The following is a 13,591-nucleotide window of genomic DNA, read 5'->3' as shown; positions in this document are numbered from 1 at the left end:
GGAAGGGGCAAAGTCCCCTTCAGGGGATATAGGGGTGAATTAGAAGGGGGTATGCTTTAAAACTGATTGTTTCTCAAAATTACTCACAGCTTGCTCTACCCCAAACCCCTGAAGGGGCTTCTAATTTACAGCTTTGTTATTATGAGTGGTACAAGTTTTGGTTTCGAGAAGAAGCAAAGTCCCCTTCAGGGGATATAGGGGTAAATTAGAAGGGGGTATGCTTTAAAACTGATTGTTTCTCAAAATTATTTATCTGCTTTGACACCTTCTGTTTTGGGGATACAGGGGTAGAAATATGCCAACATTATATTTTTAGTTTAGAATTTGTACTAGCGTCCAGATAATATCCTTTAAATTAGATTTTGATAGATAATAAATTCTAAGTCTTTATGTCTGATACTATAGAAAGAAATATGTTTTATGGGGCAAAGCCTATAATCTTTGAAAAAGCCAAATTTTTAAGAAAGAATATGACTTCAGCAGAAAAACTGTTATGGGATGAATTGAAGAATAAAAAGGTGGGAGGCTACCGATTTAGAGCACAACATCCTATAGATATATTTATTGCTGATTTTTATTGTCATAGTTTAAAGCTAGTAATAGAAGTTGATGGGAAGATTCATATAGGACAGAAAGAGTATGACAGTGGCAGGGAACATGAAATGCAGTTTTATGGTATTAGAATTTTAAGGTTTACAAATAAAGAAGTAATGGAGCTGTTGGAAAATGTAATATTAAAAATTCGGAAGGCAATAAAAGAAAGAGAATCTGAAATGGGATATACAATTGATTAGAATGATTTAAAGTTTTTATCAGTGTATGATCCTGGATTTACAGCTTGCACTACCCCAAACCCCTAAAGGGGCTTTTGATTTACAGCTTTGTTATTATGAGTGGTACAAGTTTTGGTTTCGAGAAGAAGCAAAGTCCCCTTCAGGGAATATAGGGGTAAATTAGAAGGGGTTACTTTAAAATTGAAAGTTTCTCAAAATTAGTTACAGCTTGCACTACCCCAAACCCTAAAGGGCTTTTGATTTACAGCTTTGTTATTATGTGCTGTAAAAGTTTTGGTTCCGGGAAGGGGCAAAGTCCCCTTCAGGGGATATAGGGGTGAATTAGAAGGGGTTATGCTTTAAAATTGATAGTTTCTCAAAATTATTTACAGCTTGCACTACCCCAAACCCCTAAAGGGGCTTCTGATTTACAGCTTTGTTATTACGTGCTGTAAAAGTTTTGGTTCCGGGAAGGGGCAAAGTCCCCTTCAGGGGATATAGGGGTGAATTAGAAGGGGTTACTTTAAAACTGATAGTATCTTATCAGGCAGATTTTTTTTATAAAGATTATTGCTTTTCCCGGCATTGCATAAGTAAGCTTCACACAACTCTTAACGCAACAATTGGCATTGATAGTAATAAAGGCCATAAAAACATGACAATTCTCATGATTATACAACAACCATATGTAACTATTTGTAAATAGATGTGAAGTATTGTTTAATATTTTACCCCTCTGATGGTTTGATTTGCCGAATTTGTATCTTTGTTGCGAAAATTGAATAGTATACCATGAAACGCCTTGGAGAACGAATCAAACGCAAAAGAGAAGAATTACACCTGCAACTCAACGAGTTAGCAAAAAAGGTAGGGATCAGTTCCAGTGCACTTTCGCAAATTGAAAAAGCAAAAGCACTGCCCTCTATTACCAACTTAAAACTGATTGCCGATCATTTACACACTACCGTTGGGGAGCTGATTGGTGAAAACGAAACCCTATCAAACAATCCCTTAAAAAAGTTTGATGATATTTCATTTGTAGAAGAAAATGCCTCGGGCTGTTCCTCATATTTATTGTCGAACCACGGCCCCAACAAACACATGGACACCTTGCTACTAAAACTCAAGCCCAACGCCAGTTCCGAAGGGTTAATCCATATGCATCCGGGACAAACATTTTTATTTGTATTAGCCGGTAAAGTAATGGTGGATATGGAGAACAAAAACTATTTGCTGGAACAAAACGACAGCTTTTATTTAAACGCAAACAGACCACATGTAATTACAAACACAACCAGCACGGAATCAATGATTTTATTGGTTTCAACCCCATCATTCAGTTAGTTTTTTTTGCCTATTGCATTAAGTATGGCTTAATAGTGTAAATTTTAACTTAATTTAAATAAATTACCACTTCATTTTTTAAGCCTTGATTAATATATTTGTATCCGAAATATTTTCGCACCCAAAAACAGATATGTAGTAATAAACATATAACCATTATAAAATGAAACGAGCCAGGATGAGTTTTAATGCACAACAGCACCTGATTTAACTGGCGAGTTCCCCGTCTGTCCGGACGGACAGGAATGTGGCAATTGAAAAACAAAATTTAGACACATGACAGATTTAATTGAAGTATTGAAGGGCAAAGGCATCACATTGCCAGAAAACGTTTCAACCTTACTAAAAGAAGCCAAAAGCGTTTCTTTTTTCAACACAACAGAAGAGCTGGCTGATGCAGCAACAAACGGCAAAGAAAATTTAGAATTTGAGGTTAAATACGATATCCCCGGCAAAGGTGAATACACCGAAGCCATTGTACACCGTGTAAAAAACGGGATCTCGGCCAACTACACTGAGCCATATATGCGCCGCAGGGATCCGGGAACCATGGTAATTGCCGACAACAAACCAACTGACAAAACGCTTTTTAAAGATAAGTTTGGCTACGAATTTTCAAAGGTACAGGATGAAACTTTTGAATGGTTGAAGGCCCAGGATCTGGCTGTGTTCTTTTATTTTGCCGGTCGCGCAGGGATTGGCTCGCTGGGTATTGCCATTGCCCCGGCCAATGCAGGTTTCTTTGCTTTAGGCCTGGCCATGTTACAGGAAATGAAGTCGCTGGAAGAGCTTGAGGACGGTATGGAGATTAAGTCATCAATTTTTGTAGCCCCTGTATTCCGCCACACCCACTTTGATGGTAAGCAAGTGGTGGTACACAACCGCACTGAGGATGTTCACGAATTATATTCATACAACTTATACCCAGGCCCTTCGGCCAAAAAAGGCGTATATGGTGTATTGCTGACACAAGGAGAAAAAGAGGGCTGGATAACAGCGCACTGTTCGGCTGTTGAAGCCATTTCACCTTATGATAACATTACTACTTTTATGCACGAGGGTGCCTCGGGCGGTGGTAAATCAGAGTTGCACCAACATATTTTACGCGAGCCGGAAGGAGCCGTATTATTAGGACAAAACTCTGTTACAGGAGAAACCAAGCATATTGAAATTCCAAAGTCATGTGCTTTCCGTCCCGTTGCCGACGATATGGCCTTCTGTCACCCATCTGTACAGGAAAAAGACGGAAAATTGCGTATTGTAGATGCAGAAAACTCATGGTTTGTTCGTGTTGATTCGGTAAACCAGTATGGCGACGACCCAACACTGGAAAAGACCACCATCACACCTAAAGAGCCTTTGTTGTTCTTAAACATCAATACCAACCCGGACTCTACAGCATTAATCTGGGATCACATTGAAGACGAGCCAGGTAAAAAATGTCCGAACCCACGTGTGGTAATCCCCCGTAAAATTATGCCAAATGTAATTGACCGTCCCGTAGCGGTTGATGTGCGTAGCTTTGGATTACGTGCACCGCAATGTACCAAAGGTGAGCCAAGCTACGGTATTGCGGGTATGTTCCATATCTTACCACCTGCATTGGCATGGCTATGGCGCCTGGTTGCACCTCGCGGCCATAAAAACCCAAGTATTGTAAGTGATGGCACTATGCAAAGCGAGGGTGTTGGATCGTACTGGCCATTTGCAACCGGTAAAATGGTAGACCACGCCAACATGCTGCTAAAGCAAATCATTGATACCCCACGCACCACCTTTACTTTGGTGCCTAACCAAAATATTGGTGTATGGAAGGTTGGTTTTAAGCCCCAGCTGTTAATGCGTGAGTATATGACTCGCCGTGGTGCTGCCAAACTACGCGAAGACCAATATCAGGATTCCCGTTGTCCGTTATTGGGTTACGAGTTAAACTACCTTACCATTGAAGGAGCGAAGATTCCTAAACCATTATTGAAAGTATACAAACAGCCAGAAGTAGGGGTTGAAGGTTACGATGCAGGAGCTGCAGAGCTTACTGAATTCTTCAAAAAAGAGTTGAAGCAATACTTACAACCAGGATTACTGGATACAGGAAGGCGCATTATTGAGGCCTGCCTAAACGATGCATCCATTGATGAGTACAACAAGATTGTTCCTATGAGTTTTGAATATGAGTATTCATTTAAAACCATAGAAAACCTATAAGAACAAAGAAACAGGTTTGTATTAAAATAGAAACACCTCCAGTGTTTGGGCAATATTATAACATTATCATTCGCGCCCGATTAAACACTGGAGGTTTCTTGTTTTGCCCCCTATCCTAAAAAAGATAACCAACACGAAAGGGTTGAGATAAAAGTTCACAAATATGCTTTTATCACACACATAAATTCGCAAGTCACTCCTTCACATGCACTTAAACCATTTCGCCAATTACTCAAGTATTATTTTATAATCAAACAAATTCAAAAGAAACCTTTTTATATCGCTTGCGACATATTAAATATTTATTACTTTTGTGTCGTGCACGACATTTTATCTCTTGATTAAAATAATCAATTAAATATTTCTTTATGAAAACAAATGATTCAAACACTACCAGCAAGGTAAAGCAGGAAACATTTAAGCAAAGACTGCTACGAAAGTTGTATCCCACGATACGCAAAATCGGGAAAAAAGGAAAAAACGGGGTTGTGATAGCCAACCCAGACAAAACCAGTCCTAAAAACTCTTTTTACAACTTGAAATTGACCTTAAAAACCGGCACTGTAATTGACTTTTCAGATTACAAAGGCAAAAAGGTTTTGCTTGTAAACACAGCTTCCGATTGTGGCTATACAGGGCAATACAAAGAACTACAAACACTACATGAAAAATTTGGCAAAACATTACAGATAATAGCTTTCCCCTCTAACGATTTTGCAAACCAGGAAAAAGGTGATGATGAAAAAATAGCTCAATTCTGCACCATCAACTATGGAGTAACATTCCCTGTTGCCCCTAAAGGTTGTGTAACCCCAAAAACAAACCAACAGCCGATTTTCAAATGGCTTTCGAGCAAGGGGTTAAACGGCTGGAACGATCATGAACCCGACTGGAATTTTAGCAAATACCTGGTTGATGAAAATGGTATATTGACTCACTATTTCGGGCCTTCCGTTTCCCCTTTGGAGGATGGCTTTTTAAAAGAAATTGCCCTATAAAACAGGCCTCACTAAATTGAATTATTCAATTTTTTGTAATATTGCAGTTCATTCTCCATAACTATTTAACATGGCATACGAACAGCTTAAACTGAAAAATCAATTGTGCTTCCCTATTTACGCAGCATCAAGGTTGATCACAAGGGAATACCAACCATTTTTAGACAGTTTATCCATCACTTATCCACAATATTTAGTTTTAATGGTTTTATGGGAGAATGACTGCCTTGGGGTTAATGATATTGCAAAAAAACTGATCCTCAATACCAATACCATAACGCCGCTGCTTAAACGAATGGAGCAGCAAAACCTGATTTACAGAAGTCGTTCGGACAAAGACGAGCGGAAAGTACTTGTGCAGCTAACCAACAAAGGCAAGGAGCTACAAGAAAAAGCTTCAAAAATTCCTGAAGAACTTGCAAAACGCCTGTTAAACAGCAACATTAAACTGGATGACTTATTAACACTCAAACAAAGCCTCTACGATATTATTAATCTTTTGTCCAAATAATTAATTCCATCACCCAATTTTTATGCAGAAAAAAAGGTGATGATGAAATTGCAATCCGTTTATGCAACACTTCATCTCTCACCTTCAGGATAATCTATAGTAGGGATTCTATAATCTTATGGAATCAAATCGACATCAAAAATAATAACATTATTTATTTTTCATACTTTATGGTTCGTTAAATTACATATAAATAAACCAACCAACACATTTATCCCATAAAACACAAAGACCTCCACTACTATTTCAAAAACAAAAACACACTCATAAAAAGGGCGATACCAAACTACCGCCATGAAAGTCAATTATTAAAACAAATACTTGCATCTATTTACTATTATTGTAAAAACGAACTAAAATAATCATCGTTATAATTTTTAATAGTATGGAAAAACAATTTATGAGCATGAGGGAGTTTATCGATATTCCGGATATGGATACCCATGCATCAGTAGAAAACTTTGAAAGATTTAAGGAGCAGTTTAACCACAACAAAACTTATCCTTATGGCTTTATGGCACAATCAGCAGTAGGCAACAAAATGACTGTAAAGGATTACTACACCCATGAAGTCTTTGAAACCACGAGCTTTGTATCAAACAACTACCTGGGATTATCGCAGCACCCAAAAGTAAAGCAAGCAGCCAAAGATGCCATCGATAAATATGGAGCGGGCACCTGTGCCGCACCGCCAATAGGAGGTTATATTGATATTCACAAAGAACTGGAAGAAAAACTGGCCCGCCTGCACGGTCAGGAAAAGGCCATACTATTTACCTCAGGTTATTCGGCCAACATTGGCGTATTCCAGAATATGTTCAACAAAGCAGATATTGTTTTTGCTGATATGTATGTACATGCCAGTATTTACGATGGATTACGAAACAACACCAACGTTAAAATATACAAGCACAACGACATGAATTACCTTGAGCTGGTTTTAAAAAGGTCGCAAGGAAAATACCGTAACATGACGATAGTGGTTGATGGGGTATTTTCTCAGGACGGTGATTTGGCAAAACTACCAGATATTTGCGACCTGGCAGAAAAATATGGCGCCATGGTTTTTGTTGATGATGCCCATGGAGCCGGCGTATTAGGGAAAGATGGCAAAGGCACCCTGGACCATTTTGGCGTTGAAAACCGCGTTGACCTGGTTATCGGAACTTTCAGCAAGTCAATGGGGACCGCAGGCGGATATATCGCCGGCTCAGAAAAGCTGATCGAATATATGAGACACTTCTCCCGATCCAACATCTTCTCCGTTTCCGTGGCTCCGGCAGTTGTTGCTGCAGCATCAAAAGCAGTCGACTTGTTTTCAGAAGAACCTGAACACATTAAAAACCTTTGGAAAAACACCCATTACCTGAAAACAAAACTCGCTGATATGGGTTACGACACCGGCCATTCTGAAACCCCTATTACCCCATTAATGATAAGGGATGATGAAAAAACTCTGTCTACCGCACGAAAACTATTAGAAAATGGTATTTATGTTGTCCCGGCTATTTATCCGGCAGTAAAAATAAACGATTCCAGGTTTCGGGTAAGCGTTACTGCGCAACACACTCTTTCAGACTTAGATAAATTTTGTAACTTGCTGGCCAAAATCAATAATGAGTATGGACTTGGCATTTCAAGAAACACATGAAACGCTCCCAGGAACCCTGCTCAGACATTGAAAACCAATAACTGTAAACCTTTTAATAAACACAATAATCATTTACAAAATGCCTAGCATAAGAGAAAAAAAAGCAATTGCATCAAGACTCAAGTTAATCAAGACCATTGGGCTGGTACTCAAAGAGAGAGGGTACTCCAAATTAAGCATCAACTTAATTTCAGAAGAATCAGGAGTAGACAAAGCTTTTATCTACCGCCACTATACTGATTTTGACGGACTTTTAAAAGCCTATATCAACCAACAGGACTATTGGCTTAAAAACCTGTCGAAACTGGAGGGGCACCAGATTGAAGACCACCGTGAGTTTATGAAAGGGCTCCTTATTAACCAGTTTAACGATATTTACAACAATGAAGAGCTTCAGCAGTTCTTAATTTGGGAACTGGGAGACAAGGAAGGCTTTACCACTTCGGTTGCCATCCAAAGAGAGATACTTGCCGAGGGATTATACTCGCAGGCCCGCGATGTATTCAACAGATATAACATCAACGCCAACATGATTTATGCCTTTTTTATTGCTGGCATATATTACCTGATACTGCACAAGGAAAAATCTACCTTTGGTGAATTTGATTTTACGGAAAAGCAGGATGTTGAAGAGTTTATAAAAACCCTGAATTGGCTCATCGATCTTGTTTTTGATAAACTGGAAACCGACAATAAAATGGATGATGTTGCCATAAAAGCACACCAAAAAGGCATGGAGGTTGATGATATTGTGGAAATTACAGGTTTATCAAAAAACCGGGTAAACACTTTAATACACAAGTATTAACTAATATTATACAATTCCGACAGGAGGCTCTTTGGTTTATCTCCTGTCGGGTTTTAATTCTGCACGATAAGTATAAATTGCCCTTTCGCGCGCATATTTGTGCTCAACCATTGGTTTGGCACATTTAATTTCCTTTGCAGTAAGCCACTTTTTAATATATTCCATTTGCGGATCAAACTTTACAGCTTGCTGAATAGGATTGAACACCCTAAAGTAAGGCGCCGAATCGCAACCTGTACCAGCCACCCATTGCCAATTACCCACATTGGAAGCCAGTTCAAAATCCAATAGTTTTTCTGCAAAAAACCGTTCTCCCCACCTCCAATCAATCAACAAATGTTTGCACAAAAAACTGGCAACTACCATACGCACCCTATTATGCATATATCCGGTGGCATTCAACTCCCTCATTCCTGCGTCAACCAACAAATAACCAGTTTCCCCGCATTTCCACTTTTCAAACTCCTCCAGGTTATTCCTCCATTTTATACCATCATATTTTTCTTTAAAATTTTTATTAGCCGATAATGGAAAATGATATAATACCTGAATAAAAAACTCACGCCAAATCAATTCATTTAAAAATGTTTCATTATACCTTGCCTGTCTAAACACTTTACGGATACTCAAAGCACCAAACCGAAGAAAAGGCCCCAGTTTACTACTCCCATTCAGGGCAGGATAATCGCGGGTTTCATCATAATCCTTCAAACAATCAAAGGAATACGGCACAACTTTAATACCTGATGGTACAAATCCCAAGTCTGTTAATGTCGGTATATTAAAGCGTCGTTTTATAAAGTTCGCATTTTCAACCAAGGGAAACTCATCAAACGGGCATTCTGCCAAATTACGTAACCACCTGTTTTTATAGGCGGTATACATGGCATAAGGCGATCCATCATTTTTTAAAACATCTGCCTTAGCAAAAATCACATGATCTTTATATAACGAGAAAGGAATACTACGCCAAGACAGAAGATCTTTTACCAGCTCATCCCGTTGAATACCGTATGGTTCATAGTCCTCATTAGCATAAACAGACCGGACATCATATTCACCCAGCAATTCATTCCATACCTCATATGGTTTTCCTTTTTTAACCAGAATACCACTGGAATAACTGCGCAACGCATCAGAAAGACCTGAAAGCAATTCATAAATAAAACCAATCCTTGAATCATCAACCGCAAGTTTATCGGTTATATCTGTATCAAAAATAAAAAGAGGTAAAACGGGGTAATTACCGTTAAGAGATTTATAAAAACCGTAATTGTCATCTAAGCGTAAATCTCTTCTAAACCAGAATATACTAACCTTTTCTTTTGCCATTGCATATAAAACACAAAATAGTTGAATTAGTTTTTAATAAAAGTTGCAGATTAGGGACAACAAAAAAGGTGAAGTACCAAAAACCAGAAAAGTCATTGGAGCTTCACCTTAAGAATAATCTATAGATGGGTTTCTTTGCGGTATCACTTTTATGCCAACAAAAATAACACATTTTTCCATATATGTACTTAATAGTTTACGTTATTTTTGCAATTATCAATATCAAAATACACTATCTTCTTATTTTCAACCCACTTAGCTCTTGCAAAAAACTTTCAGGTGTTTATATTTTAGCATGATTGAGTTCGTTTTTTTCAACAAATCCCAGGTTGGAAAACCAGAAGAGAATCAAATATCAAGATTATTGACTTTTTATTGTTTTCTACGATACTATCAGGAAAAACGTAAAAATTACCATTTAGAACACTAAAAATCAATATTAAATGCCCAAAGGCACCCGAAATGTTTAGGAAATAAAAGTTAAGAAGGTAATTTTTCAACGGGAAGGGTCAATACAAACTCTGATCCTACATCCTTTTTTGAGAAAACACTGAGTTGGCCGTGTAATAAATCTGCCAGTCGTTTTGAAATGGAAAGCCCAAGACCTATCCCCCGGATATTGCTGTATTGATCTTTCTGAAGTTTTACAAACTGCCTAAAGATAACTTCCTGCTCTTCTACTGTCATCCCAACACCGCTATCTTTTACGTACAATTCCAACATGCCATCTTTTTTTCTGGAGCCAAGTTCCACAAAGCCTTTTTGCGTAAACTTCAGCGCATTGCTCATCAGATTGGATAATATCTGCCGGATCCTGTACTCATCCGAAAACAAATGCAACTCCTCACTTTCAACCGTATTTTTCAATCTCAGGTCAAGCCCCTTCACTTTATCATCAAAAACAAAATTTGCAAATACATTCTCAATCAAATCATTAAGATTAAACTCCTTGCAGTTGATTTTAATCTGATTGCTTTCTATAAGCGAAAAATCGAGAATATCCTCAACTAAGTGGAGCAGGACTTCACTATTGTCGCGAATCATCGGAACAAAAGTTTCCTTCTCATCATCACTAATTTCAGGTGTAGTCAACAAGGTGGAGAATCCAATAATCGCATTCATGGGTGTTCTGATTTCATGCGACATATTAGCCAAAAATGATGATTTTAAACGCTCCGACTCTTCTGCCTTTTCTTTTGCCTCTATTAAATCTTCAGTTTGTTCATCAACCAATTCCTGCAAGTGGTTCCTGTGCCTGTTAAGTTCCTCGTTTTGCACCTGAAGCTCCTCTTGTTTGGACTCAAGCTCATCATTTTGCTGTTCAAGAAGTCGGTTTTGCTTATCCAACGTTTCCTTTTGCTCCTCTATCTGTTTGGTTCTTTGCGTAACTTTTTCCTGCAACTTCATTTTATCACGTATCATTTTGCGTTCTCTATGCAAAATGAACGAATACAGCAGAATAAAGACTATGAGAACTTCTATGGCAACAAACCAGGTTGTTTTCCAAAATGGAGGATTAATTATCAGGGACAAACCTGCTCCTTCCTCATTCCAAAGGCCATCGTTATTACTAGCCTTTACCCGGAAAACATACTCCCCTGGATTAAGATTGGTATATACCGCTTTTCTGGAAAGGGGGCTTGCATCATTCCACGACGAATCAAAACCTTCCAACATAAACTTATACTGGTTTTTTACGGGAAAGGTCAGGTTGATTGCCACAAACCTAAATTCAAGCTTTAATTTTGATTTCCAGTCCAATTCCACCGTATTGACAAACTCTGTTCGTTGCCTGGATAAAATGGAATCTTTCAGGCTCTTTTTTTCAGAAGACAGATACAAATCGGTTATGTATACCGGAGGAACAAAATCATTGCTATGCATCTTTTCCGGATAAAAGGCACTAAAGCCATTGTCACCACCAAAAAACAATTGCCCATCATTAGCTTTCAGGACAGATTGCATAAAGAAATTATTCCCATGCAAGCCATCATTCTTATCAAAAGCAGAAGTTGTATGGGTTTCTGTATGATAAATAACGATTCCTGCATCAGTTGAAATCCACACCTGCTTATTAACGTATGCTACCGCCTTAATGGATAGGCCTGCTGTATTTTTATGGATTATATGTTTTTTTAAATCCTTGCCTTCCAGGTTACAACTGTATAAATCGCCACCAAGGGTTCCGAACCAAATATCGTTTTCTCCACCAAAATCCATACTTACCACATTGTCAACATCAACTATCTTATGCATGGTGTCACTTTGTTCATCATATAAAAAAACACCATCTTTAGATGCAGCATATATCTCACCATCGTCAGACTCATACAATACAGGATCCATGTACCTGACAGAGTCCCCGATAAAATATTGGTTTATAAAAGATTTATCCGGTCTATAACAGGCCACATCGCCAAAGGTATAAGCCAACCAAAACCTTTTTTTACTATCAATGAACATTCTCATATAAGAATTGGCACTTAACTGTACCAGTTCAGGAGGCTGAAATTCTTCCAGGGTATAGCTATTATTTTGGGGATTATATTTAATGATTTTTCCTTCCCAGTAAGTAATCCAAATATTCCCATCTGAATCCTGACACAGGGAACGCACAACTTTTAAATTCAGATCAAGCAACTTATTGAGCAAGGTAAATTTCTTTGATTTCCGGTTAAATACATTTACCCCTCCTCCATCCATTCCTATCCAGATATCCCCCTCAAAATCTTCCAAAAAGCAACTGTTAAATCCATAGGAAGGATAATAAGATTGTTGGTCATTTCCTACCTGTGCAAAATGCATTGGGTAATACGTATCAAAACGAGCTTCCTTAGGATTAGCAAAACTGACCCCTCCCCTGGAAGTTCCAACCCAGATAATCCCCTCATAATCCTTATGCAAACAATATACACCGTTGGAACCAATATTCCCGTAACGGAAATTATTGTTTGTAACATGGTGGAATTTATCTGTTTCACGGTTTAATATACTAATACCCCCCTGGTCGATACCAATAAATAAATTGATACTATCCACCTCAAGTATATCGTAAATAATGTTCCCATTAGTACCCGTGGATGTATTCCCATCCGGGTAATAGTCGTAGTTTCCCTTGTCTGGATGAAATTTTGCCAGGCCCACCCCCATATGCCCATACCAGAAATTATCTGCTGAATCTATAAAAAGAGTTTTTTTGCCTATTACCTGCCTTGAGGGATGAGCATCGGGGAAGAACAAAAACGAACTTTGAAGGGGATTAAACCGATAGAGCCCATTTGTATTATTTGTTCCACACCACATGCGCCCTTTACTATCCCAGTCAATACAAGTAAAGGCATTGTCACTTTGTGCAGAATTTACATGGTAAATAAACTTATCGTTACCCCTATCATAGGATAACAAGCCATTTTGGGTAAGCACCCACAAAGTGGAATCAGGTGCTTCTGCAATTTTATTGATAAAACTACTGGACAGGTTGGTTTGGCCAGGTTGTTTAAAATAATAGTTCACAAATCCATCCACCTCTTCAACATACCTGTTCAGCCCATCTTCTGTCCCAATCCAAAGCTGTTTCTTTGAGTCTTCAAAAATACAATAAATGGCATTGCTACTCATTGAGGCAGTATCATTATGTTGATGAAGATACCTCCTGATTTCATAGCCATCATAACGCATTAATCCCAGACGCTGATTGCCAATCCACACATACCCCCTATGATCACGGAATATTGACCGGGTCATATCAATTCCCACATCTGTTTCAAGCGGAGTAAACTTATATTGAGCATCTGCCAGCAACAGAAGTCCTAAGAACAATATGGTTAAACAATACTTTAACATAAACCCAACTATATTTATCCTGAAGCCAAACCTGAAACACTTAACCTATTTATATGCAAAGCATTCAGAAATTCGGCATAGTATTAAATATAACCGCTATAAATAAATATTGCAAGAGCAGAGGGA

Annotated in this window: 9 protein-coding genes; 7 read left to right on the top strand and 2 right to left on the bottom strand. The window is 38.3% G+C overall.

What is annotated here, in order from left to right:
* Positions 1 to 389 precede the first annotated feature (389 nt).
* The 7 genes from OM074_RS10580 to OM074_RS10550 all read left to right on the top strand — a co-directional run bounded on the left by OM074_RS10580 (position 390) and on the right by OM074_RS10550 (position 8,290).
* Complete coding sequence (locus OM074_RS10580) at positions 390 to 794, top strand: endonuclease domain-containing protein (RefSeq protein WP_301199446.1); 405 nt, start codon at positions 390 to 392, stop codon at positions 792 to 794.
* Between the two features lie 771 nt (positions 795 to 1,565).
* On the top strand, positions 1,566 to 2,117 hold the full coding sequence (locus OM074_RS10575; RefSeq protein ID WP_301199445.1) for a helix-turn-helix domain-containing protein: 552 nt from the start codon (positions 1,566 to 1,568) through the stop codon (positions 2,115 to 2,117).
* Positions 2,118 to 2,393: 276 nt separating this feature from the next.
* Positions 2,394 to 4,322: a DUF4914 family protein gene (locus tag OM074_RS10570; RefSeq protein ID WP_301199444.1), complete on the top strand. Its 1,929-nt coding sequence runs from the start codon at positions 2,394 to 2,396 to the stop codon at positions 4,320 to 4,322.
* A gap of 368 nt (positions 4,323 to 4,690) precedes the next feature.
* Positions 4,691 to 5,320, top strand: coding sequence for a glutathione peroxidase (locus OM074_RS10565; protein WP_301199443.1), 630 nt, complete (start codon positions 4,691 to 4,693; stop codon positions 5,318 to 5,320).
* Between the two features lie 70 nt (positions 5,321 to 5,390).
* Positions 5,391 to 5,831 (top strand): MarR family winged helix-turn-helix transcriptional regulator, encoded by a 441-nt coding sequence (locus OM074_RS10560; RefSeq protein ID WP_301199442.1) that lies wholly within the window; start codon positions 5,391 to 5,393, stop codon positions 5,829 to 5,831.
* A gap of 385 nt (positions 5,832 to 6,216) precedes the next feature.
* Complete coding sequence (locus OM074_RS10555) at positions 6,217 to 7,482, top strand: aminotransferase class I/II-fold pyridoxal phosphate-dependent enzyme (RefSeq protein ID WP_301199441.1); 1,266 nt, start codon at positions 6,217 to 6,219, stop codon at positions 7,480 to 7,482.
* Between the two features lie 79 nt (positions 7,483 to 7,561).
* A complete protein-coding gene (locus tag OM074_RS10550; protein ID WP_301199440.1) occupies positions 7,562 to 8,290 on the top strand; it encodes a TetR/AcrR family transcriptional regulator in 729 nt (242 codons plus the stop codon).
* Between the two features lie 36 nt (positions 8,291 to 8,326).
* Here OM074_RS10550 and OM074_RS10545 read toward each other — a convergent pair whose 3' ends face one another.
* Both OM074_RS10545 and OM074_RS10540 read right to left on the bottom strand, forming a co-directional pair.
* Positions 8,327 to 9,622, bottom strand: a complete 1,296-nt coding sequence (locus OM074_RS10545) for a cryptochrome/photolyase family protein (RefSeq protein ID WP_301199439.1) — start codon at positions 9,620 to 9,622, stop codon at positions 8,327 to 8,329.
* 480 nt (positions 9,623 to 10,102) lie between these two features.
* Entirely contained in the window at positions 10,103 to 13,465 is a 3,363-nt protein-coding gene (locus OM074_RS10540) for a sensor histidine kinase (RefSeq protein WP_301199438.1), read from the bottom strand.
* Positions 13,466 to 13,591 lie beyond the last annotated feature (126 nt).

The sequence above is a fragment of the Plebeiibacterium marinum genome, from assembly GCF_026013615.1.
In the GTDB taxonomy this organism is placed as follows: Bacteria; Bacteroidota; Bacteroidia; order Bacteroidales; family Marinilabiliaceae; genus Saccharicrinis; species Saccharicrinis marinus_A.
This window is presented reverse-complemented; position numbering and strand designations above follow the sequence as displayed.